Here is a 22,575-nt window from a genome sequence, read left to right on the forward strand (position 1 = left end):
GGCTCAGACGGCGACCGGGGCCTTGATGCCCGGGTGGTGCTGGTAGCCGAGCACCTCGATGTCCTCGAACGTGTAGTCGAGGATCGAGTCGCGGGGCGCGAGGCGCAGCGACGGGTACGGGTACGGGTCGCGGGACAGCTGGGTGCGCACCTGCTCCACGTGGTTGTCGTAGATGTGGCAGTCGCCGCCCGTCCAGACGAACTCGCCGACCTCGAGCCCGGTCTGCGCGGCCACCATGTGCGTGAGCAGCGCGTACGACGCGATGTTGAACGGCACGCCGAGGAACAGGTCTGCCGAGCGCTGGTAGAGCTGGCAGCTGAGCTTCCCGTCGGCCACGTAGAACTGGAACAGCAGGTGGCACGGCGGCAGCGCCATGTCCGCGAGCTCGGCCACGTTCCACGCGCTGACGATCAGGCGCCGCGAGTCCGGGTTGACCTTGATCTGGTCGATGACGCCCGCGATCTGGTCCACGTGCTGGCCGTCCGGCGTCGGCCACGACCGCCACTGCACGCCGTACACCGGGCCGAGCTCGCCCTCGGGCGACGCCCACTCGTCCCAGATCGTCACGCCCTGCTCCTGCAGCCAGCGCACGTTGGAGTCGCCGCGCAGGAACCACAGCAGCTCGTAGGCGATCGACTTGAGGTGCACGCGCTTGGTGGTGATCAGCGGGAAGCCCTGCTGCAGGTCGTACCGCAGCTGCCGTCCGAACACGCTGCGCGTGCCCGTCCCGGTGCGGTCCTCCTTGTGCGTGCCGTGCTCCAGCACGTCGCGCAGGAGGTCCTCGTAGGGGGTCGGGACAGGGGTGCTCGACGGCGTGGGCGCGGTCATGCGGGCCAGTCTAGGTTCCACCGACGACCTCGGCGGCGGTCGCTCCGGCGCGCCGCGGCAGGATCCGTCGCGACGACGACGAGGGGTGACGGATGAGCACGCGTTCGAACAGTCCTGACCAGGAAGGTCGCGCGCCGGCCCGCCCTCGACGAAGCGCGGCGAGCCGCACCGTGCTCGTGGGGTCCGCCCTCGTCGCCGTGGGAGCGCTGGTGCGTCTGCCGATGCTCCTCGCCGAGAGTGACAGCAGCACGGCGATGGTTCTCGGCCTAGGCCTCGGCGTCATGATCGCCGTCGCAGTCTTCGGCTGGTACGGCCGGCGCGAGCGTGCACGTCGAGGAGGTCCGGATCCAGCTGGGCACTCGGGGTACAGGCCGATCACCGCGGCAGTTCCGGATCAGATCGGCAGTCCGAGCTGCCGATCTGATCCCGAACTGCCGCGCTGTCGTCGCCGACGTCACACCGATCGGGTGTCACGACCTGCACCGCTGCGTGGTCGACGTGGTGAGAGCGCCCGACGGGCGCGGTACAGGAGGCAGTGATGCGACGCATCGTGATCGTCGGTGGCGGCTACGCGGGCTTCACGGCGGCCCAGGAGCTGGAGAAGGGGCTGCGGCGGGAGCTGCGGCGCGGGGACGTCGAGCTGGTGCTGGTCGACCCGCGCCCGTACATGACCTACCAGCCGTTCCTGCCGGAGGTGCTGGCCGGGTCCGTCGAGGCGCGACACGCGGCGGTGGCGCACCGGAGCCACCTGCGCCGCACGCGCCTCGTCGACGGGTCGGTGACGCGCGTGGACCACGCCGACCGCGCGGTGGTCGTGCGCCCCCGGTCCGGCGAGCCGTACCGCCTGCCCTACGACACGGTGGTGGTCACGGCGGGCGCGGTGACGCGCGTCTTCCCGGTCCCCGGCGTGGCGGAGCACGCGATCGGGATGAAGCACGTCGAGGAGGCCGTCGCCATCCGCGACCGTCTGCTCACGTCGTTCGACCGGGCGGCGAGCCTGCCGCCCGGGCCGGAGCGCGAGCGCCTGCTCACCGTGACCTTCGTCGGCGGCGGGTTCTCCGGCGTCGAGGGCTTCGGCGAGCTGCTGTCCCTCGCGCACGACCTGCTCCCCCGCTACCCCGAGATCGACGCCGCCGAGCTGCGGTTCCACCTCGTGGAGCGGGCCGGCCGGATCCTGCCCGAGGTGACGGACCGCCCGGGCCGCTGGGTCGTGGAGCAGCTCGAACGGCGCGGCGCGCACGTGCACCTCGGCACCGGGCTGGCCTCGGCGGCCGACGGCGTCGTCACGCTCACGTCCGGCGAGTCGTTCCCGTCCGGGCTGCTGGTCTGGACGGCGGGCAACGCGGCGAACCCCGTGGTCGCGACCCACACCGACCTGCCCGTCGACGACCGCGGGTACGTCGTCGTGCGACCGGACCTGCGGGTCGGCACCGACGACGCGCCCGTGGACGACGCCTGGGCTGCGGGCGACGGCGCCGCCGTGCCGGACCTCGCGGTGCCGCGGCCCGGCGCGCTGGCCGTGCCGAACGCCCAGCACGCCGTTCGGCAGGGGCGGCGCCTGGCGCGCAACCTCGTGGCGACGCTCCACGGCCGCCCGACCCGGCCCTACGTGCACGGCAGCCTCGGGGTGGTCGCGACGCTCGGCCTGGGCTCCGGGATCTTCCAGTTCCGCCGGCTGGTGGTGCGCGGCCGCCTCGCGTGGCTCATGCACCGCGGCTACCACGTGCTGGCGATCCCGACGTGGGAGCGCAAGGCCCGCGTGCTCGCCGTATGGCTCACCGCGGCGACGTTCGGGCGGGACGTCGTCTCGCTGGCCTCGGTGCAGACGCCGCGCGCCGCGTTCGCCGCGGCGACGGCGCCCGCCGAGGACGTCGACGAGCCCGCGCCGGCGGAGGGCCCACGGGACGAGACGCCGCTGCCCGTCGCCTGAGCGGGCGCCGCCGCGGGCTCAGGCCGCGGCGGCGTACCCTCCGAGCTTGTCCGGGTTGACCTGCACGTACACGTGCTCGACCCGGCCGGCGACGACGTCGAGGGAGAGCAGCGCGAACGGCGCGTCGTCGATGTCGACGACGATCGCCGGCAGCCCGTTGGCCTCGACGACGCGCACCTCGCCGGCGTTCCAGAACTTGCGCCACACGTTGTCGAGGAACAGCGACACCCGCGCCAGGCCCACGAGCTCGACCCGCGACGCGTGCACCCGCCCGCCGCCGTCGGGGCGCGCCACGACGTCGTCCGCCAGGTAGCGCTCGAAGCGGGCGAGGTCGCCCTCGTGCGCCGCGGCGACGAGCTCGTCGAGCAGGCGCCGGTGCTCGCCCGGGTCCACGGGCACGGCCTCGCGCGTGCCGAGCCGCTCCCGCGCCCGGCGCGCGAGCTGCCGCGCGTTCGCCTCGGTGAGGTCCAGGATCTCCGCCACCCGCCGGTGCGGGTAGCCGAACGCCTCCCGCAGCACGTAGACGGCGCGCTCGAGCGGGGTGAGCCGCTCCATCAGCAGCAGGGTCGCCGTCTCGAGGGCCTCGGTCCGCTCGGCGCCGAGCGCCGGGTCGGCGGACGTGTCGACGGGCTCGGGGAGCCACGGCCCCACGTACGTCTCGCGCCGGGCGCGCGCCGACGTCGCCGCGTTGATGGCGAGCCGCGTCGTCACCGTGGTGAGGAAGGCGGCGGGGTTCTGCACGACGCCGCGGTCCGTGCCCTGCCAGCGGATCCAGGCGTCCTGCACGACGTCCTCCGCCTCGGCGACGCTCCCGAGCATGCGGTAGGCGATGCCGAACAGCTGCGGGCGTGCCGCGAGGAACGCGTCGAGCGCCCCGGAACCCTCGGTCTCGTCGAGGGCGCCGGGGCGCTCGGGCGCGGACGGGCGCGTCGTCATGCGGTCACGGTACGCCCGGCCGGGACGGTGCGGGAGGGGTCAAGCGGCCGCCCGCGCCGCCAGGTGCTCGGCGTACGTCACGGCGCCGAGCCGGGCGTCGCCCTGCGGCACGATCGAGTCCTCCACGAGCACGGCGCCGAAGTACGGCGCCGACGGGTCGGCCACCACCTCGCGGTCGTCGCCCGCAGCCTCGAGCGCCCCGCGGACGAACGCGTCGAACCGCACCCGCTCCGGGCCGGCGACGTCGACGTGCCCGTGGCTGGGCTCGCCCGCGGCGGCCTCGGCGACGAACCGGGCCACGTCCGCCGACGCGATCGGCTGGAACCCGACCGGCGGGATGCGCACCGTCCCGTCGATGGTGGCGCCGTCGGCGATCTGGGCCGCGAACTCGAAGAACTGGGTGGCCCGCACGACGGACCAGGGGATGCCGCCCTCGCGCACCAGCGCCTCCTGCGCGACCTTCGCCCGCAGGTAGCCGGAGTCGGGGTTGCGGTCGGCGCCGACGATCGACAGCACCACGTGGTGCCGCACGCCGGCGCGCGCCTCGGCGTCGAGCAGGGTGCGGGTCGACGTCGTGAAGAAGTGCAACACGTCGTCCGGCGCGAACGACGGCGAGTTCGACACGTCCACGACGACGTCCGCGCCCGCGAGCGCCGCGTCCACGCCCTCGCCGGTGAGGGTGTCCACGCCGGTGCTCGGCGCGGCCGCGACGGCCTCGTGCCCGGCCTCCGTGAGGAGTGCGACGACCTGCTTCCCGATGAGTCCCGTCCCACCGACGACCACGATCTTCATGAGCCTGTCCTCTCTGCGGTGCGCGGCCCGGTGGCCGCCCGACACCCTCTTGACCGGGGGCGCGGACGTTCCGTGACAGCCCGGTCGTGTGACCCGGGCCACACGACGGAATCGGGCAGGGCGTTCGCACGTTCTCCCCGGGACCGCCCGGACGCCCCCGGACGACCAGTGGGAGGATCACCTCATGACGGACCAGAGCACCACGACCGAGACCGCCCCCGACGCCGCGGCCCCCGTGACCCCGTCGCCCACCGACCCGCTGTGGGTGGAGCGCACCGGCACCCGCACCTACCGTGGGCACTCGGGCCGCGGCGCGAGCGTGGAGGTCGGGCCCGTCGAGGCCGGCGCCGTGTTCACGCCCGGCGAGCTGCTCAAGATCGCGCTCGCCGCGTGCGCGGGGATGAGCAGCGACGTGAAGTTCGCCCGCGTGCTGGGCGACGACTACAAGGTCGTCGTGCGCGTCGAGGACCCCAAGGACATGGACGAGGACCGCTACCCGGTGCTCACGGAGCGCTTCGAGATCGACCTTTCGGGCCTCGACGAGCAGACGCGCAACAAGACGCTGCTGCTGGCGCAGCGCTCCATCGACCGCGCCTGCACCGTGGGCCGCACCCTCAAGGCGGGCGCCCTGGTGCCCCCGGCGGTCTTCGAGCAGCCGGCGGGCGACGGCGCGGAGGGCGCCGCGTCGTGAGCGCGGGCGACGCGGGCCGCGGGCCGGTCGAGGGCACGACGGGCGGCGAGGTCGTCCCCCGGGACGAGCGGGGCGACGACGTCGCCGAGGTACCGGACGCGGCGACGCGCCGCGAGGAGTGGGCGCAGTACCGGTCGACGCCGGTGCTCGACGCGCTGCTCGACAAGGCCGTGACCATCCCGTCGGCGGCGATCCACAAGCACGTGGACAAGCTGCGGGAGCGCAACCCCGAGGCGGACCCCGCCGGGATCGTGCGGATCCTGGAGAAGGAGTACCTCGCGCTCCTGACGACGGCGGGCGGTGCCGTGGGCGCCGCGGCGGCCGCGCCGTCGGTCGGCACGGCCGCGGCGACGGCCCTCACGACGGGCGACGTCGCGACCTTCTTCGCGTCCTCGGCGGCGTTCGCCCTCGCGGTGGCCGACGTGCACGGGATCGAGATCGACGACGTGCCCCGCCGGCGCGCCCTGCTGCTGGCCACCGTGCTGGGCGACCGCGGCGCGCGCGACGTCGAGAACGCGATCGGCGGCTCGACGGTGGCGTGGGGCAAGGTGCTGCTCACGTCCATGCCGCAGACCACGATCAAGCGGGTCAACCGGACCCTCGCCCGCCAGTTCCTCAAGCGGCAGGTCGCGAAGCAGGGGTCGCTCGCGCTCGGGCGGCTGCTGCCGTTCGGCGTGGGCATCGTGGTGGGCGTCGCGGGCGGGCGCGCGCTCGGGCACGGCGTCGTGGCGCAGTCGCGGCGCGCGTTCGGCCCCCCGCCCGACCACTTCCCGCGCGTCGTGGAGGCGGTGCTCGAGCCCGGCGCCGACGTGCCCGAGCTGCGGTCGCTCGACGCGCCCGGTCGGCGCACGTCGCCGAGCCGGTGGCTGCCGCGCCGCAAGGGCCGCGGCGGGGACGCCGGGCGATGACGGCCGAGCGTCGCGCCCGCCGCGTCGAGGTCGCCCGGCTCGTGCCCGTGGAGGCGTCCGTCGCGTACGCCTGGGTCGCGGACCTGCGCACGCACCCGCGGTGGATCGTCGCCACCCGCCTGGAGGGACCCGCCGGACGGGGCCCGGAGGTGGGCGCGCGCTACGCGATGGCGAGCGGGCCGGGCGTGCGTCGCGACCCCGGCAGCCTCCTCGGACGCGTGGTCGTCCTGGACCGCATGGTCGTGGAGCAGCTCGACCGCCCGTCCACGGCCGCCTCCCGGGTGGGCCGCACGCGGCTGCGCAAGCTCGGCCCGGTGCTGCTCGGGCACGCCGGGTTCGACGTCGTGCCCCTCGACGAGCGACGCTGCCGCGTCGTGTGGTGGGAGGAGGCGCACCTCGCCGGCCCCTTCCCCCGCGCCGTCACCGACCCGCTGGTCGGGCTCGTCCTGCGCGGCTTCATGCAGCTCTCGCTGGCGCGCCTCGGGCGGGCGCTCGCACGGCGCCCCTGACCCAGGCTCCCGGGCTGGTGGCTGGGCGACGGCTGGCCGGTGGGACGCCCCTGCCACCCCCGCGGGCGGGCCGGTAAGGTCCGTGGGGTGAGCACCGAGGGTTTCTCCGCGCCGTCGTCCACCTCCCCGTCCGCCCCGGCGGCCGATCTCGCCGCCGAGCTGGCCGGCAGGCTCGACGACCTGCGCCGCGAGTACGCGGACCTGCAGGCGCGCGGGCTGACGCTCGACCTCACGCGCGGCAAGCCGTCCGCCGAGCAGCTCGACCTCTCCGAGGCGCTCCTGGCCCTGCCGGGCGAGGGCGGGCACGCCGCCGAGAACGGCACGGACACCCGCAACTACGGCGGCCTCGCGGGCCTGCCCGAGCTGCGCCGCATCTTCGCCGAGCTGCTCGGCGTGCCCGTGGAGCAGCTCCTCGCTCAGGGCAACGCGTCCCTCACGCTCATGTACGACACCGTGGTGCAGGCGCTGCTGTTCGGCGTGCCGGGGTCGGACCGGCCCTGGTCCCGCGAGGAGCAGATCACGTTCGTCTGCCCGGTGCCCGGCTACGACCGGCACTTCGCGATCTGCGAGGAGCTGGGCATCCGCATGGTCACCGTGCCGATGACCCCGGACGGCCCCGACGCCGAGGCCGTCGCCGCGCTGGTCGCCGACGACCCGACGATCAAGGGCCTGTGGGTCGTCCCCACGTACGCCAACCCGGACGGCTCCGTCGTCTCCGAGGCCGTCGCCCGCCGCCTGGTGTCGATGCCCGCGGCCGCCCCCGACTTCCGCATCTTCTGGGACAACGCGTACGCCGTGCACCACCTCACCGAGCACGGCGCCAAGTCGGCGAACGCGATCGATCTCGCGGCCGAGGCCGGCAACCCCGACCGCGTGCTGCTGTACGCGTCGACGTCGAAGATCACCTTCGCCGGGTCCGGCGTCGCGTTCTTCGCCGGGTCGCCCACCAACGTCGCCTGGTTCACGAAGCACCTCGGCATCCGGTCCATCGGCCCGGACAAGATCAACCACCTGCGGCACGCCCAGTTCTTCGGCGACGCCGAGGGCGTGCGCGCCCACATGCGCAAGCACCGCGAGATCCTCGCTCCCAAGTTCTCCGCGGTCACGTCGATCCTCGCCGAGCGCCTCGGTGACCGCGGTGTCGCGACGTGGACGGAGCCGCAGGGCGGGTACTTCGTGTCCGTCGACGTCGTGCCCGGCACGGCGGCGCGCGTCGTGCAGCTCGCCAAGGAGGCGGGCATCGCGCTGACCCCCGCGGGCGCCACGTTCCCGTACCACCGGGACCCCCAGGACCGGAACCTCCGCCTCGCGCCGACCATGCCGCCCCTGGAGGAGGTGCGCGTGGCGATGGACGGCGTCGCCACCTGCATCCTGCTCGCCGCGGCGGAGGCCGCCTCCGTCACCGGTTGAGCCTGTCGACACCGCCGCTCACCTGCCCTCGGACAGCGGCCTCACAGGATCTTCGCGCTTCCTCTCGGGCCGGGTCACGACCGCCCGCTGCGACCTGCACACGCCCGGCCTAGGCTGCTGGAGACGCCCGCGGCAGACGCCGGAGCCCGCGGCGCGCGGCCCTCGTGCCCGCGGGAGCCAGCGGGCGTCGGACCGACGACCCCGACCTGGACGCAGCCCTTCGTGACCTCCTCCCCCGTTCCCCCGCCCCGGGCGACCCGCCCCGCTCCCAGGCCCAGGGCGCCTCCCCCGACGCACCCCGCGCCGACGAGCACGCGGCCCCCGCCAAGACCCGGCTCTCGCTCACCCAGGTGGCGGCGAGCGCCCTCGCGGCGATCAGCGCGACCGTGCTCATGTCGTTCTTCGGCGTCGCCGGCACGATCATCGGCGCCGGTCTGGCGAGCGTCATCACGGTCATCGGCAACTTCCTCTACACCCGCTCGATCGAGAAGACGCACGAGCAGCTCAAGCCGGTCGTCACCAAGGTCGTCGCGCGCACCGCCCCGGCGGCGGGCGCGCGCTCCCGCACCGCGTCCATCCGGCTCGGCGACGCCGCCACGACCACGACGTCCCGCGGCACGGTCGTCAGCACGTCGGGAGCCACGGCCCTCGGCGTCGACGACGGCACGGCGGACACCGTCGAGCGCACGGCCGGCGGGACCCGGGTTGACGAGACACGTGTCGACGGGTTCCCGGTGGACCCGACGACCGTGGACGAGACGACGGCGAACGAGACGACGGCGAACGAGACGACGGCGAACGAGACGACGGCGGACGGCGCGACCGGCGCCGAGGACCAGGGCACCGACGAGCAGGGTGCCGACGAGCCCGAGCCCCGCAACGCGTGGCTGCGCTTCGTCGAGAAGCACGGCACCGGCAAGGTGCTCGCGATGACGGCGGCCGGCCTGTTCGTCGTCGTCATGGGCGTGGTGCTGGTCGTCGAGCTCGTCATCGGCAAGCCGCTCTCCGACGCGGTGCGCGGCCAGGAGGGCTCCGGCACCAGCATCAGCCGCAGCTCCACCGACCCGGACGACGCCACCACCGTGCCGACCAGCCCGTCCGAGGACCCGACGAACGTGCCCGACGACGACACCGACCAGGGCACGGACGGCGGCGGCTCCACAACCGGCACCACGGACGCGCCGACCGACGAGCCCACGCCGGAGACCACCGGCGGCACGGACCCGGACACGGCGACGGACACCCCGACGGACGGCTCCACCGGCGGCACGACGGACGACAGCACCGACGGCAGCAGCACGGGCGGGAGCACCGGCGGTACGGGCGACGACGGCTCGGACACCTCGGACGGCACGTCCGGCGGGACGTCGGGGGGCACGGACGACGGCTCCACCGGCGACACCGGCACGGACACCGGCTCCGGCACCGACCCGGGCACTGGCACGGGCGGCTCGGACGCGGAGCAGGGCGCGGGCTCGTCGTCGGGCGGCTCCGCGGAGGACGACCCGTCCGCCACCGCCACCCCGACGCCGGCATCCTGACCAGCGCCGAACAGGCGGTTGCCCCCGGTATGACGCGCGATTCGCGCGTCGTACCGGGGGCAACCGCCTGTTCGGCCTCGGAGAATCAGCGGCCGAGGACGGCCTTGAGGAACTCCTGCGTGCGCTCGTGCTTGGGGTCGGTGAACATCGTCTCGGGGTCCGCCTCCTCGACGATCTGCCCGCCGTCGAACATGAGCACCCGGTTGGAGACCTCCCGCGCGAACTGCATCTCGTGCGTGACCAGCAGCATCGTGATGTCCGTGGTCTCGGCGATCTCGCGGAGCACGCCGAGCACGTCGGCGACGATCTCCGGGTCGAGCGCCGAGGTGACCTCGTCCAGCAGCAGGATCTCCGGGTCCATCGCCAGCGCCCGCGCGATGGCGACGCGCTGCTGCTGACCGCCCGAGAGCTGGTTCGTCTTGAAGTCGCGCTTCTCGGACATCCCGACCTGCTCGAGCAGCTGCTCGGCCCGGGTGATGGCCTCCGCCTTCGACTTGCCGAGCACGTGGACCGGCGCCTCGATGATGTTCTCCAGCACCGTCATGTTCGGGAACAGGTTGAACTGCTGGAACACCATCCCGACCCGGTTGCGCACCACACGGCGGCGCTTCTCCGAGATCTCGACCCACTTGTCGCCCTTGTACTCATGCGTGTAGGGGTCGCCGTCGATGAGGATGAGCCCGCCGTTCGCCTCCTCGAGCGTCATCAGCAGGCGCAGGATCGTCGTCTTGCCGGATCCCGACGGGCCGATCAGGGTCACGCGGTCACCCTGGGCGACCGAGAAGTTCAGCTTGTCGAGCACGACGTTGTCACCGAACCGCTTGACGACGTCGCGGAACTCGATGGCAGGGGTGCCGTTCGAGGTGTTGGTCATGGTCTGGCTCCCAGCGGAGGTCGTCGGGTCAGGCAAGGCGGATCTCCATCCGGCGCACCAGCAACGAGGTCGGGTAGCTCACGATGAGGAAGAGCAGGCCCACCATCGTCAGCGGCTCGATGTACGAGAACGTGTTCGCACCGTAGTCCTGCGCGGCCTGGTACATCTCGACGACGGTGATCGCGAAGAGGTACGGGGTCTCCTTGAACATCGAGACCGCGTAGTTCCCCAGGCCCGGCAGGGTCTTACGGATGGCCTGCGGCAGGATGATCGCGAACCAGGTCCGCGACCGCGGGAGGTTGAGCGCCGTGGCGGCCTCCCACTGCCCCTGCGGCACCGCTTCGATGCCGGCGCGGTACACCTCGGACATGTACGTGGCGTAGTGCACGCCCAGCACGCCGAACCCGATGACGAGCGGCGGGACGTCGACCAGCAGCAGCCACGCGAACACGAGCTGCACCAGCAGCGGCGTCATGCGGATGAAGTCGACGACGAGCCGCAGCGGGGCTCGCACCCACCGGGTCGGCGCCCGCATCGCCAGGGCGATGAACAGGCCCAGGATCGAGGCGATGATCATGCCCACGACCGTGGCCTCGATCGTGACGACCAGGCCACGCAGCAGCGAGGGCAGGACGTCCCACGCAACGTTCCAGTCCCACAGGCTGTTCTCGTTCATGCCACTCCCCCCTTCACTGCGGCGATCTCGGACGGCACCCCGGGCTTGAGGCCGAAGACGTCACGCAGACGCGGGCGCGTGCCGCGGCCGAGGCGACGCTTGGCACGCTCCTCGAGCCAGTTCATGCCCCACGTGAGCACGTAGGAGATGACGAAGTAGACGATGAGGCCGGCCCCGAAGCTGAAGAACGTGTCCCGCGTCTCCCGCTGGAGCTGGTCGGTCCACCAGTACACGTCGTGCAGCGAGATGTAGAAGGCCAGCGCCGAACCCTTGACGAGCTGGATCAGCAGGTTGGCCAACTGGGGCAGCATCAGCGCCCAGGCCTGTGGGAACACCACCCGACGCACCTTGTGGAACCAGCCCAGGTTGAGGGCCGTCGCGGCCTCCCACTGCCCGGTCGGGACGGACACGATGGAGCCGCGCACGACCTCGGCGCCGTAAGCCCCGTAGTTGAGTCCCAGGGCGAGGATCGCGACGGCGATCCCCTCCATCTTGAAGCCGAGCTGGGGCAGGACGTAGTAGATCCAGAAGACCTGGACCACCAGTGAGGTGCCCCGGAAGAACTCGATCACCACGCGGGACGGCCCGCGCACCCACAGTGAGCGCGTGTGCGAGCCGAAGCCCAGGACGAGGGCGACGAGCATCGCGACGAGGGCGCCACCCAGGGTCATCTCGAGGGTGACGAGGACCCCGGCGCCGAGGTCGGGAAGACTGTCGATCAGTGACTGGAGATCATCTGACATGCGGTCAGGATTCCAGCCCCAGCTCGTCGGAAATCTTCTTCAGGTCCCCGTCACAGAGCATCTCCGCGGTCAGACCGTCGGGCGGGAACTCGGCCTCGGTGAACCCGAACGGCTCCATGACCTCGAGCCACTTGTCCTTGTCGCCCGTGAACCTCGCGAGCTCCTTGTTGTAGGCGTCGAGCAGCTCGGTGTCGCCCTTGCGGAAGACCTCGGAGCCGGCGCCGAGCTGAGGCACGCCCTTGATGGTCGCGACGAACGCGTCGGTCGCCTCGACGTCCTCGTCCGTGCTGTCCGCGAGCGCGCGGATCGAGATGCCGGTCAGCGCGAACGCGTCGGCGCGGCCCGTGACGACGGCGTTCAGCCCGTCGGTGGAGTCCCCGACCGTGATCGTCTTGACGCCGGTGTCCTTGGCGTAGCCGTCCTCGATCGCACCGCTCGTGACGGCGATGGTGAGGTCGGAGCCCTCCACCGACTGCCAGTCGGTGAGCTTGTCCGGGTTGCCCTTGGGCACCAGGAACGCCGTCGTGTACATGATGGTCGGCTCGGCGAACGCCGCCTGCTCGCAGCGGTCCGGCAGGATCGACATGCCCGCGCTCACGGTGTCGTAGCGGTCGGCGTTGAGCCCCGGGATGAGCGAGTTCCACTCCGTCTGGACGCCCTCGACGTCGTCGACACCGAGCGCCCCGAAGATCTCCTTGTCGAGCGCGATCGTCGCGCCGGTCAGCTCGCCGCCGTCCTCGTAGCTGTACGGCTTCTCGCCGTTGAACGCGACGGTGACCGTGCCGGCGTCCTTGATGCTCTGGAGCGTCGAGCCCTCGCCGTCACCGGAACCGCCGTTGTCGACGCTCGAGCAGGCGGCCAGTGCGGTCATGGTGAGGACGGAGCCGGCAGCGACGAACGCCCGGCGGCGCCTCGTGGTCCTGGTGGACGACACGGGTGTCTCCCTTCGTGGCCCGGCGAGGGTTCGCGCCGGGCGATAGGTCTGGACGGTGCGACACCGTAGCCGCGATGCCGACGCTACGACAATCTATGTATCCACATGTCGGATTGTCTACAATCACGGAGGGCGCGCCGCCTGGAGGCGTTCCTGCACCATGACATCGCAGGTCAGAGCAGTGCCGAGCGGGCCGACGGCTGCGGCGAAGGGCGTCGGGATGCCCGAAAAGTGCAGTCATGGCCTGGTCACAAGAGGGTCACGATCTGGCCGGAGGGCCGTTTCACGGGATGATGTGTCCCGTCGGGGCGGTCCCCGACCCCCTGGAAGGAGAGCAGATGACCCCGTCGTCACGGGTCCCCGTCGGCAGCGCGCCGTTCCTGTCGCCGGTGACACGGCCGTCGACGGTCGACCTCATCACCGTCGAGCTGCGCAACGCCGTCTACTCGGGGGCGCTGCCCGTGGGGTCGCCCATCCGCGAGGTCGAGATGTCGGGCCAGCTCGGCGTCAGCCGCGGGCCGTTCCGCGAGGCCGCGCAACGGCTCGTCCAGGAGGGCCTGCTGCGCTCCGTCCCGGGCCGCGGGCTCAGCGTGGTGCGGGTCGGCGCCGACCGGGTGCGGTCGCTGTACGAGGCGCGCGCGATCGTCGAGACGTCCGCGGCACCCCTGGCCGTCGAGCGCGCCGCGCCCCCGCAGTTCGCGGCCGTGCGCGCCGCCCACGACGCCCTCGTGGCCGCCGAGCGCAGCGAGGACGCGCGCCGGGTGGGCGACGCGGACCTCAACGTGCACTGGACGCTCGTCGCCGCGGCCGACAACCCGTGGCTGCTGCGCTGGATGACCACCCTCATCGTGGAGGTCCGCATCGCGAGCTTCACGCTCAGCGAGGACTACGCCGTGCGCAAGGACGCCGCCGAGTCGCACGTCGAGTTGGTCGAGCGGTTCGAGGCGCGGGACGCGGACGGGCTCGTCGCCGCCATCCGGACCAACCTCGACGAGGCGGTCGCCCGGCTGCTCGCGCCCGAGACCATCGAGGTCGAGACGTTCGACGAGCCCCGGCCCTCCCCGGCGCCCCGCCTCGAGCCGATCACCCCGACCTTCCCCGAGCCCTGACGCCGCGGAGCGTGGCGCGTACGTCGCGTCAGCCGCGTACGTCGCGTCAGCCGAGCCGGGCCAGCTGGGTGCGCCGCTCGCGCTCGTAGTCGTCCGCGCGCCACGACGTCAGCCCGCCGACGACGATCGCGGCGGGTCGCCCGTCGTCGCCGGCGAGCACCTCCACCGGCTCGCCCGGGGCGCCGAAGCCGGGGAGCGCCGCGAGGCGCAGCGCGTCGCCGTCCACGACGAGGCGCTCGGCCCCGGCCAGCGGGTCCTCACGGCGCGGGTCGACCAGCCACAGCTCCCGCCCGAGGCGGACGACGTCGGTCAGGCCCCAGAGGTTGGCGAACCGGCCCGTGCGGCGGTCGAGGGCCGCGAGCTCCTCGGCCGACCCGGGAGCGCCGGCGTCGAGGGCGGTCGCCACCAGCGCGAACAGGCCGGTCGCGACGGTGTCGGCCGGGGCGTCGACGGCGTTGGTCAGCACCGACACGACGACCCGCCCCGCGGGGTCGGCCCAGGTCCGGCTGAGCTGGCCGGGGAACGCGCCGCCGTGCCCCACGACGCGGCGGCCCTCGATCTCGCGCGCCTCGAAGCCGAGGCCGTACCGCCGCGGGCGGGCGTGCGGGCGGTCGATCGCCGACTCGTCGCGCTGCAGCAGGCGGCGGGTCTCGGGGCGCAGCAGGTCGGAGCCGTCCAGGTGCGCGGCGAACCAGCGCGTCAGGTCCGACGCCGTCGAGCAGAACCCGGTCGCCGCGGCGAGGGCGCCCGTGGCCACGGGGGCCACCGGCAGCCGTCCGTCATCCGCGACGCCGAGGGCGGAGTGGCCGACGACGGCCGGGGCGTCGTCGAGCTCGGGCGACGTACCGGCCAGCCCGAGCGGCCCGAGCAGGTCGTCCCGCACGTGCGCCCCGAACGACGCTCCCGTCACGGCCTCCACCACGAGCCCCAGCAGGCCGTAGGCGAGGTTCGAGTACTTGAAGACCTCGCCGCGCCCCAGGACAGGTCCGCCCGACCGGACCGCCGCGAGCAGGCCGGAGCGGTCGGGGAACGGCGCGCCGAGCTGCCAGAAGTCGGCGTCGCGGCCGTCGCGCAGCACCCCGCCCGTGTGGCCGAGCGCCTCCCGGAGCGTCACGCGGCCGACGGCGACGCCCTCCAGCTCGGGGAGGTGCGCGTCGAACGGGTCGTCGAGCCGCAGCGCGCCGCGCTCGGCCAGCCGCGCCACCGCCGTCGCCGTGAACGTCTTGGAGTGCGACGCCACCCGGAACACGTGGTCGGTGCGCAGCGGCTCGCGGGTCGTGACGTCGGCGACGCCCCACGCGCCGTCGAGCACGAGGTCGTCGCCCACACGGACGGCGTACTGGACGCCAGGCACGCGGGCGTACCCCGCCTGGGTCGCGACCCAGGCCGCGAGGGCGGAGGGGTCCAGCAGGTCCGGCGTCAGGGGCTCAGCGGTCATGCGGCCACCCTGTCACGGCGCGATCCTGCGATGAGTTCGGCGTCGGAGGGACGTCCTAGCCTGGGAGGTGACGCACGTCACCCCAGGCGACCCCGGGAGCTCCCATGTCCGACCCGCCCACCCACCACGACCCCCGTCCGCCGCTCGACGACCTCGCCGTCGACGCGCGCGGCCTCGTCAAGCACTTCACCACCCGCAAGCAGGTCACCAAGGCAGTCGACGGCGTCGACCTGCAGATCCCGACCGGCAGCGTCTTCGGCCTCCTCGGCCCGAACGGCGCCGGCAAGACCACCGTCGTGCGGATGCTCGCGACCCTCCTGCGGCCCGACGCGGGGACCGCCCGCGTGCTCGGGCACGACGTGGTGGACGACGCCGACGCCGTGCGCAGCGCCGTCGGGCTCACCGGCCAGTACGCCTCCGTCGACGAGGACCTGACCGGCACCGAGAACCTCCTGATGCTCGCCCGCCTGTACGGCTTCACGGGGACGTCCGCGCGGCGGCGCGTCGAGGGTCTGCTCGAGGCGTTCAGCCTCTCCGACGCCGGCGCCCGCCAGGTCAAGACGTACTCCGGCGGCATGCGACGACGGATCGACCTGGCCGCCTCGCTCGTGCTGGCGCCGCGCGTGCTCTTCCTCGACGAGCCCACCACGGGCCTCGACCCCCGCAGCCGCAACCAGGTGTGGGACATCGTGCGCGTGCTCGTCGCGGACGGCGCCACCGTGCTGCTCACCACCCAGTACCTCGAGGAGGCCGACCAGCTCGCCGACCGCATCGCCGTCATCGACCACGGCACCGTCATCGCGGAGGGCACGTCCACCGAGCTCAAGCGGTCCGTCGGGCAGGGCGCGGTGTCGATCCGCCTGGCGGACGCGACCCAGCGCGCGGCCGCGGCCAGCGTCGTCGAGAAGCTCCTCGGGGCGGAGCCCACCCTGCCCACCGACCCGTACGCGCTCACGGCGCGGGTGCCCGACGACTGCGCCGAGGCCGTGGCCCGGCTCCTGCCCGCGCTCGGCGAGGCCGGCATCGCGGTGCCCGAGTTCACGCTGGGCCAGCCGAGCCTCGACGAGGTCTTCCTCACCATCACGGGCAAGCCGCTCCCGGCCGAGGACGACGCCGAGGCACAGCCCGCCGACGCCCAGGAGGTGTCCCGATGACCACGTCCGCCGACGCGGCCGAGATCACGACCACCACGCTGCGGCAGGCCGTCGCGCTCACCGAGCGCCCCGCACGGCCGTCCGCCGTCGCGATGACGCTCACGTTCGGCTGGCGGGCTCTGCTGAAGATCAAGCACGTGCCCGAGCAGCTGTTCGACGTGCTGGTCTCCCCCGTGATCTTCACGCTCATGTTCACCTACCTGTTCGGTGGCGCGCTGGCGGGCTCGACCTCCGCGTACATCCAGTTCCTGCTGCCGGGCATCCTCGTGCAGACCATCGTGATCGTCACCGTGTACACGGGCTACACGCTCAACACGGACATCACCAAGGGCGTCTTCGACCGGTTCCGGTCGCTGCCGATCTGGCGGCCGGCGCCCATCGTCGGGGCGCTGCTCGGCGACACCGTGCGCTACTCCATCGCGTCGGTCATGACGATCGGGCTCGGCCTGATCCTCGGGTTCCGGCCCGAGGGCGGGTTCGTCGGCGTGGTGCTCGGCGTGCTGCTCCTGCTCGTCTTCGCGTTCTCGCTGAGCTGGATCTTCACCATCCTGGGCCTGCTGTTGCGCACCCCGAACGCCGTGATGGGCGTGTCGATGATGGTCCTCATGCCGCTGACGTTCGCGTCGAACATCTTCGTCGACCCGTCCACCATGCCCGCCGCCCTGCAACGGTTCGTCGAGATCAACCCGGTCACGCACGTCGTCACCGCGATCCGCGGGCTCATGGGCGGCCAGCCCGACAGCGGCGAGATCGTCTGGGTGCTCGTCGCCTCCGTGGTCCTCACCGGCGTCCTCGGCCCCATCACCATGCGTCTGTACCGCACCCGCCACTGACCGCCCCGCCCCTGCGTGTGGGTACGAAGATGGCGAGAATTCCCGACGGAATTCTCGCCATCGTCGTACCCACACGTCAGGCACGGGCGCGTGATCGGATGGCCGCACGGACACGAGCCACCAGCGCTCGAGGATCTCGGAGGTCGTCGGCGACGACGACGATCACGATCCAGCCGAGCTCCTCGAGCCTGCGGCGCGCGCGGACGTCCTCTCGCCACTGTGCCTTGTCCGTGCGGTGCTGATCGCCGTCGTACTCGACCGCGATCCTCAGTCCCGGATACGTCAGGTCGACCCGCTTCACGTACGTGCCGTCGTGCGCGAGCACGACCTCGTTCACCCGAGGGCAGGGAAGGTGCCCGTCCACGAGGGCGAGGCGCGTACGGGTCTCGGGCGACGAGTCCGTCCCCGGACGCATGCGCTCGATCTGTTCGCGGACCTGCGTGATGCCCTTGACCTTCCGAGTGCGCTCGGCGAGCCCTGAGATCTCGGAGACGGTGGTGTGCGCCTGCTGCCGGCGCATCATCGCGTCCCCCAGGACCACCACGTCGTCCGGCAGTCGCAGGCCCACGGCGACGTGCACGAACGCCTGCGCTGCCGTCGTCACAGGGATGCCGTCCAGGTCGACCACGTCGAGGAACGACTGTCGTGATCGATGTGCCACGACACCCTCCCGGCGCAGCCGCTCCGACTCGTCCGACGTGACGACGTGCAGCCGGTCGTCCCCCTCGAGCGTCCATGGGAGCTCCACGCCGAGCAGGCTCAGGGCTGTCCCGTGGCTGAACGCGCAGGTCGCTCCGAGGGCCGGCAACAGCGCACGACAGCGGTCGGCCAGGCCACCGAGCGGCGACGTGGTGCGGATGCCGTGGAACGGCGCCTCGACGTCTGCGGCACGCAGGCGATGCCGGGGGACGCCTGTCGACAGTGCGTCCGCCACCGCGAACGGCTCGGACGGGAGCTCCTCGAGGGCGATCAGTGATCGGCGCGCCATGCCCGCACGATGGCACCGTCGGCACCCCGGCGTCGGCGCTCATCCACAGGCATCCCGCCCCGAAGCGCTGTGGGTACGAAAACGGCGAGAATCCCCGACGGGATTCTCGCCGTTTTCGTACCCACAGCGCTTCGGTGTCAGGCGGCGTCGGCGGGGTCCTCGCTGAGCTCCTCGTCGCACTTGCGCGTCACGACGAGCACCGGGCAGGCGGAGTGGTGCAGCACCGCCTGGCTGGTGGACCCGAGGAGGAGGCCGCGGAAGCCACCGCGCCCGCGGGAGCCGACGACGATGAGGTCCGCCCCGGTGGAGAACTCGGTGAGGAGCTCGGCACCCGTGCCGTCGAGCACGTGGCGCTTGATCGTGACGCCGGAGTTCGCGGCCTGCGCACGGTCGACGGTCACGTCGAGGCCCGCCTTGACGTCGGCGAGCACGGTCTCGTGGTCGATCTGCGACGGCAGCCAGGCGAGGATGCCGGCGCCCCCGCCGAGCGGGACGCCCGCGACGGCGACGAGCTCCGCGTCCCACGCGCTCGCCTGCGCCACGGCGTGCTTCAGCGCCACCTCGGCCGACGGCGAGCCGTCGACGCCCACGACGATCCGGCGCACCTCGTGCACGGCGTCGCCGTCCCGCCGCTCCAGTGTGGCCGCGTCGGGATCGCCGCCGCGGTACGGCACAACGACCGTCGGGCAGTGCGCGTGCGCCGGGAGGGCCGAGGAGACGGTGCCCAGGAGGCGCTCCGTGAAACCGCCCTTGCCGCGCGTCCCCACGACGGCGAGCGCGTGGTCCCGGGACAGCTCGACGAGCACCCCGGCGGCGTCCCCCGTCGCGACCGTGCCGGTCACCGGCACGCCGCTCGCGGCGACGCGCTCCTCCGCCTCGGCGAGCACCGCCTTGGCGCCCTCCTGGATCGCGGTGTCGTCCAGCGCCGCGTACCCGCCGTCGAGCGACGCGGCCGTGAACGACGGCAGGGAGTACGAACAGACGACGTGCAGGGCCCAACCCACCCGCCGCGCGTACGCGGCGGCCCAGTCGAGGGCGTGCAGGCTTGCTGCAGAGCCGTCGACACCTACCAGGACGACCTCAGGCCGTGTCATCTCGCGCCTCCTGTTCGCTGGCGAGGAGTCCGCCCTCGTCGTCGAGGGCGCCCGGTTCAAGCGTAGCGAAAGGTAGGCGCAAGTCCCAGCAAAGCGCACCGGCGCGAGAAGACCCCCGCACCCGTGGCGGGTGCGGGGGTCTTCTCGGCGCGATGCTCGGCGCGGTGGTCAGCTCACGCGCAGGAACACCGGGCTCGACTGCCAGATGTCGCGCACGCGGGTGTCCCAGCCGTCGGGACGCGAGGCGTCGATCTGCTGGCCGCCGCCGATGTAGATCGAGATGTGACCCGGCGACCAGATGAGGTCGCCCGGCTGAGCCTCGGACGCGGAGATCACCGAAGTGTTCGCCGCGTCGCGGATGGCGCTCGACTGGTGCGGGAGGCTGACGCCGACCTGCGCGTACACGTAGGCGACGAGACCCGAGCAGTCGAAGCCGGACGGGCTGGACCCGCCCACGACGTACGGCGTGCCGATGTAGCGCTGGGCGATCGAGACGACCTGTGCGCCGCGCGACGAGTCCGACGACACGGACTCGACCGGCGCCTCCGTGCGCTCGGCGCTCCGCGAGACGGTCTCCGTGGTCCGCGAGACCGTCTCCGTCGTGGAGGCCTCCTCGACGACGGGCTCCGGCTCGGGCTCCGGCGCCGGGATGATCTCCGCCTCGGAGGCGATCTTCTTGCTGATGGACTCGACGTCGACCTTCGCCTTGCTCTCGACCGTGACGACCGGGGCCGCCTCGAGCGCCTGGCGGGCCTGGTCGCTCAGGGAGCCCAGGTCGACCGTGCTGAGCTTCTTGGATGCGTCGTGGTCGACCGGGGCCGCCTGCGCGGCACCCGCGCTGGCGAAGGTCGAGACGAGCAGACCGCCGGCGGCGGCGACGACGACGGCCCGGCGACCGGTGACCGTCGAACTGACGAGCCCGCCGAGCGGACGGCGCGCGGCACGGTGCCGGGCGCGCGTGGTACGTGCGTTCACGTGTTCCCTCTCCTGTCGCCTACGAGGTCAGCTGTCGGGTTCGGGTGGGAGAAATCACCCGGCCTCACGGACCTGGGTCCGTGGGGCTTCACCCCAAGGACGCTGTCGGAACAGCGCCCAAAAGTGGGTCCCCCGCCCCTGCCGTGCGGTTGCGTGCTCGACCGGTGGCAGGGCTCGGCGTTCCGGTCGAGACTCGACGGGTCACCGCCGAGTGGTTGACACCGTAGCGGACGCGGACGGCAATGTCACGTTTCGATCACGGGGCCCTGTGCATGACCTCGGTCACTCTTCGTTCGTGCAGGTCAGCGCCTTTTTCCACACATGACGAAGCCCCGCCGCGCAACTGCGCAGCGGGGCTTCGTTCGACCGTGTCGGACGGACTCAGCCGACGCGGATGAAGGTGGGGTTGGACTGCCAGATCGCCCGGTACTTGACGACGTCTCCCGGCTTCGGCGCGTCGATCTGCATGCCGTCACCGGCGTAGATCGCGACGTGACCCGGCGTCCAGATGAGGTCGCCCGCCTGCGCCTCGGAGGCGGAGACGACCGTGCCGGCGTAGCGCTGCGCCGACGACGTGCGCGGGAGGCTGATGCCGGCCTGGCCGTAGACGTACTGCGTCAGGCCCGAGCAGTCGAAGCCGGACGGGCTGGTGCCGCCCGAGACGTAGGGGACGCCCACGTAGCGCATCGCGATCGAGACGATCGCCGAGCCGTTGGCCGACGCGGGGACCTCGACAGCCTCGCGCTCCTCGGAGCGGGACGCCGTGTCGGTGGTGCGGGAGGCGACGTCGGACGTGGTGTCGGCGACGACCTCCTCGACGACCGGCTCGGGCTCGGGCTCGGGAGCCGGCGTGATCTCGGCGTCGGCCACGATCTTCGCGGTGACCTTCTCGACGTCGACCTTCGCCTTGGCGTCGACGGTGACGACCGGCGCGGCCTCGAGGGCCTCGCGAGCCTGGTCGGTGAGGGCACCGAGATCGACGGTGCTGAGCTTGTTGGCGGCGTCGTTGTCGACCGGCGCGGCCTGGGCGGCGCTCGCGCTGGCGAAGGACGAGACCAGGAGGCCACCGGCGGCGGCGGCAACGGCCACGCGGCGACCGGCTACCCCGGTCGGGGCGAGGGCGATCGGACGACGGGCGGCGCGGTGCCGGCCGTGGTTCGTGCGTGCGCTCACGTGTCTACCTCTCCTGTCGCCTGCGAGGTCAGCTGTCGGGTTCGGGTGGGAGAAACACCCGGCCGTCCACGCCCGTGTCCGGGCCCTTCCGGCTTCACCCCGAGGACGTCGTCACCGACGCCCGAAGTGGGTCCCCCGCTCCTGCCGTGCGGATGTCCGTGGAGCTCGGCCGGCGGCAGGATTCGGCGCCCGGTCGAGCGCCCGCCGGATGAACTCCGGCGAGCGACCCCGACCGTACCGGAAGAGCACCGGGGATGTCACGCTGCGGTCACGATGTGGCGTGCCGCCCCGCCCGGGGATCGCGACGCTGGTCAGCGGCTCGCGACGAAGAGGTGCCTGGCCAGCTCCTCCGGGAGGTCCAGCGCGACGCCGGACCCCTCGACCTCGACCGTCACGTCGTCCCCGGCCGCCCGGGCCGTGATCTGGGCACCGGGCACGATGCCGGACTCGGCGAGGCGTGCCAGCAGCTCGATGTCCACCTGGAGGGGCTCGGCGATGCGCTGCAGGACCAGGTCGACGGCGTCGCCGTCCGCACCGCCCGCGACCCGCCCCGCGGCGAGCACGGCGGGCAGGGACTGCACGCCCTCGAGGAACGGCACGTCCTTGAACTGCTCCCCCAGCTCCGACAGGCCCGGGATCGGGTTGCCGTAGGGATCGGCGTGCGGGTGGTCGAGCAGCGTGACGAGCCGCTTCTCCACGAGATCGCTCATCACGTGCTCCCAGCGGCACGCCTCGGTGTGCACGTGCTCCCAGTCGAGCTTGATGACGTCCGTCAGCAGTCGCTCGGCGAGCCGGTGCTTGCGCATCACGCGGGTGGCCTTGGCCTGCCCCGCCTGCGTGAGCTCGAGATGCCGGTCCCCCGTGACGACGACGAGCCCGTCACGCTCCATGCGCGCGACCGTCTGCGACACCGTGGGCCCGGAGTGGCCCAGTCGCTCCGCGATCCGTGCACGGAGCGGGGGGATGCCCTCCTCACCGAGCTCGTAGATCGTCTTGAGGTACATCTCCGTGGTGTCGATCAGGTCGGTCACGTCCACTC

The 22,575-nt window shown here is 72.9% G+C and carries 22 protein-coding genes and 2 riboswitches; of the genes, 9 read left to right on the plus strand and 13 right to left on the minus strand.

What is annotated here, in order from left to right; genetic code table 11:
* Positions 1-3: 3 nt before the first annotated feature.
* Entirely contained in the window at positions 4-828 is an 825-nt protein-coding gene (locus tag ACQFYA_RS17035) for a thymidylate synthase (protein WP_499126131.1), read from the minus strand.
* Between the two features lie 538 nt (positions 829-1,366).
* On the opposite strand from ACQFYA_RS17035, the gene ACQFYA_RS17040 reads away from it, so the two are divergent.
* The gene (locus ACQFYA_RS17040) at positions 1,367-2,758 is read left to right on the plus strand and encodes an NAD(P)/FAD-dependent oxidoreductase (RefSeq protein ID WP_499126132.1); all 1,392 of its coding nucleotides are present in this window, start codon (positions 1,367-1,369) and stop codon (positions 2,756-2,758) included.
* Between the two features lie 18 nt (positions 2,759-2,776).
* On the opposite strand, the gene sigJ is transcribed toward ACQFYA_RS17040, so the two are convergent.
* On the minus strand, positions 2,777-3,694 hold the full coding sequence (gene sigJ / locus ACQFYA_RS17045; RefSeq protein ID WP_499126134.1) for an RNA polymerase sigma factor SigJ: 918 nt from the start codon (positions 3,692-3,694) through the stop codon (positions 2,777-2,779).
* Positions 3,695-3,733: 39 nt separating this feature from the next.
* Entirely contained in the window at positions 3,734-4,486 is a 753-nt protein-coding gene (locus tag ACQFYA_RS17050) for an SDR family oxidoreductase (protein ID WP_499126135.1), read from the minus strand.
* Positions 4,487-4,670: 184 nt separating this feature from the next.
* Here ACQFYA_RS17050 and ACQFYA_RS17055 point away from each other — a divergent pair, with 184 nt between their 5' ends.
* The 5 genes from ACQFYA_RS17055 (at position 4,671) to ACQFYA_RS17075 (ending at position 9,545) form a co-directional block, all read left to right on the plus strand.
* Entirely contained in the window at positions 4,671-5,177 is a 507-nt protein-coding gene (locus ACQFYA_RS17055) for an OsmC family protein (RefSeq protein WP_499126137.1), read from the plus strand.
* Entirely contained in the window at positions 5,174-6,085 is a 912-nt protein-coding gene (locus ACQFYA_RS17060) for a hypothetical protein (RefSeq protein ID WP_499126138.1), read from the plus strand. Before ACQFYA_RS17055 ends, ACQFYA_RS17060 begins: the two co-directional genes overlap by 4 nt.
* The gene (locus tag ACQFYA_RS17065) at positions 6,082-6,594 is read left to right on the plus strand and encodes an SRPBCC family protein (protein WP_499126140.1); all 513 of its coding nucleotides are present in this window, start codon (positions 6,082-6,084) and stop codon (positions 6,592-6,594) included. The genes ACQFYA_RS17060 and ACQFYA_RS17065 overlap by 4 nt, the downstream gene beginning before the upstream one ends.
* Before the next feature lie 87 nt (positions 6,595-6,681).
* A complete protein-coding gene (locus ACQFYA_RS17070) occupies positions 6,682-8,004 on the plus strand; it encodes an aspartate aminotransferase type Ic (RefSeq protein WP_499126142.1) in 1,323 nt (440 codons plus the stop codon).
* A gap of 164 nt (positions 8,005-8,168) precedes the next feature.
* Positions 8,169-9,545: a hypothetical protein gene (locus ACQFYA_RS17075; protein ID WP_499126143.1), complete on the plus strand. Its 1,377-nt coding sequence runs from the start codon at positions 8,169-8,171 to the stop codon at positions 9,543-9,545.
* An 85-nt stretch (positions 9,546-9,630) separates the two neighbouring features.
* Here the strand turns inward: ACQFYA_RS17075 and ehuA are convergent, their stop codons facing one another.
* The 4 genes from ehuA to ehuB are packed head-to-tail and all read right to left on the minus strand — an operon-like array spanning position 9,631 to position 12,772.
* A complete protein-coding gene (gene ehuA, locus ACQFYA_RS17080) occupies positions 9,631-10,419 on the minus strand; it encodes an ectoine/hydroxyectoine ABC transporter ATP-binding protein EhuA (RefSeq protein WP_499126145.1) in 789 nt (262 codons plus the stop codon).
* Positions 10,420-10,447: 28 nt separating this feature from the next.
* Positions 10,448-11,095, minus strand: a complete 648-nt coding sequence (ehuD, locus tag ACQFYA_RS17085) for an ectoine/hydroxyectoine ABC transporter permease subunit EhuD (protein ID WP_499126147.1) — start codon at positions 11,093-11,095, stop codon at positions 10,448-10,450.
* The gene (gene ehuC / locus ACQFYA_RS17090; RefSeq protein WP_499126149.1) at positions 11,092-11,838 is read right to left on the minus strand and encodes an ectoine/hydroxyectoine ABC transporter permease subunit EhuC; all 747 of its coding nucleotides are present in this window, start codon (positions 11,836-11,838) and stop codon (positions 11,092-11,094) included. The genes ehuD and ehuC overlap by 4 nt, the downstream gene beginning before the upstream one ends.
* Before the next feature lie 4 nt (positions 11,839-11,842).
* A complete protein-coding gene (gene ehuB / locus ACQFYA_RS17095) occupies positions 11,843-12,772 on the minus strand; it encodes an ectoine/hydroxyectoine ABC transporter substrate-binding protein EhuB (protein WP_499126151.1) in 930 nt (309 codons plus the stop codon).
* 338 nt (positions 12,773-13,110) lie between these two features.
* On the opposite strand from ehuB, the gene ACQFYA_RS17100 reads away from it, so the two are divergent.
* Positions 13,111-13,881, plus strand: a complete 771-nt coding sequence (locus ACQFYA_RS17100; RefSeq protein WP_499126153.1) for a GntR family transcriptional regulator — start codon at positions 13,111-13,113, stop codon at positions 13,879-13,881.
* A gap of 46 nt (positions 13,882-13,927) precedes the next feature.
* Here the strand turns inward: ACQFYA_RS17100 and ACQFYA_RS17105 are convergent, their stop codons facing one another.
* Complete coding sequence (locus ACQFYA_RS17105) at positions 13,928-15,319, minus strand: serine hydrolase domain-containing protein (RefSeq protein ID WP_499126154.1); 1,392 nt, start codon at positions 15,317-15,319, stop codon at positions 13,928-13,930.
* Between the two features lie 104 nt (positions 15,320-15,423).
* On the opposite strand from ACQFYA_RS17105, the gene ACQFYA_RS17110 reads away from it, so the two are divergent.
* Both ACQFYA_RS17110 and ACQFYA_RS17115 read left to right on the plus strand, forming a co-directional pair.
* A complete protein-coding gene (locus ACQFYA_RS17110) occupies positions 15,424-16,473 on the plus strand; it encodes an ATP-binding cassette domain-containing protein (protein ID WP_499126155.1) in 1,050 nt (349 codons plus the stop codon).
* Complete coding sequence (locus ACQFYA_RS17115; RefSeq protein ID WP_499126156.1) at positions 16,470-17,306, plus strand: ABC transporter permease; 837 nt, start codon at positions 16,470-16,472, stop codon at positions 17,304-17,306. Before ACQFYA_RS17110 ends, ACQFYA_RS17115 begins: the two co-directional genes overlap by 4 nt.
* 76 nt (positions 17,307-17,382) lie before the next feature.
* On the opposite strand, the gene ACQFYA_RS17120 is transcribed toward ACQFYA_RS17115, so the two are convergent.
* From ACQFYA_RS17120 to ACQFYA_RS17140, 5 genes are all read right to left on the minus strand, one after another.
* Entirely contained in the window at positions 17,383-18,294 is a 912-nt protein-coding gene (locus ACQFYA_RS17120; RefSeq protein WP_499126158.1) for a putative endonuclease domain-containing protein, read from the minus strand.
* Positions 18,295-18,431: 137 nt separating this feature from the next.
* The gene (locus ACQFYA_RS17125; RefSeq protein ID WP_499126160.1) at positions 18,432-19,388 is read right to left on the minus strand and encodes a universal stress protein; all 957 of its coding nucleotides are present in this window, start codon (positions 19,386-19,388) and stop codon (positions 18,432-18,434) included.
* Positions 19,389-19,556: 168 nt separating this feature from the next.
* The gene (locus ACQFYA_RS17130; RefSeq protein WP_499126161.1) at positions 19,557-20,363 is read right to left on the minus strand and encodes a C40 family peptidase; all 807 of its coding nucleotides are present in this window, start codon (positions 20,361-20,363) and stop codon (positions 19,557-19,559) included.
* Positions 20,364-20,553, minus strand: a riboswitch (cyclic di-AMP (ydaO/yuaA leader).
* Between the two features lie 191 nt (positions 20,554-20,744).
* Positions 20,745-21,536: a C40 family peptidase gene (locus ACQFYA_RS17135; protein ID WP_499126163.1), complete on the minus strand. Its 792-nt coding sequence runs from the start codon at positions 21,534-21,536 to the stop codon at positions 20,745-20,747.
* Between the two features lie 3 nt (positions 21,537-21,539).
* A riboswitch (cyclic di-AMP (ydaO/yuaA leader) is annotated at positions 21,540-21,717 on the minus strand.
* Between the two features lie 130 nt (positions 21,718-21,847).
* Positions 21,848-22,567: an iron-dependent transcriptional repressor DtxR gene (locus ACQFYA_RS17140; RefSeq protein ID WP_499126165.1), complete on the minus strand. Its 720-nt coding sequence runs from the start codon at positions 22,565-22,567 to the stop codon at positions 21,848-21,850.
* Between the last annotated feature and the right edge of the window lie 8 nt (positions 22,568-22,575).

Source organism: Promicromonospora sp. Marseille-Q5078 (genome assembly GCF_050315395.1).
Lineage (GTDB): Bacteria > Actinomycetota > Actinomycetes > Actinomycetales > Cellulomonadaceae > Isoptericola.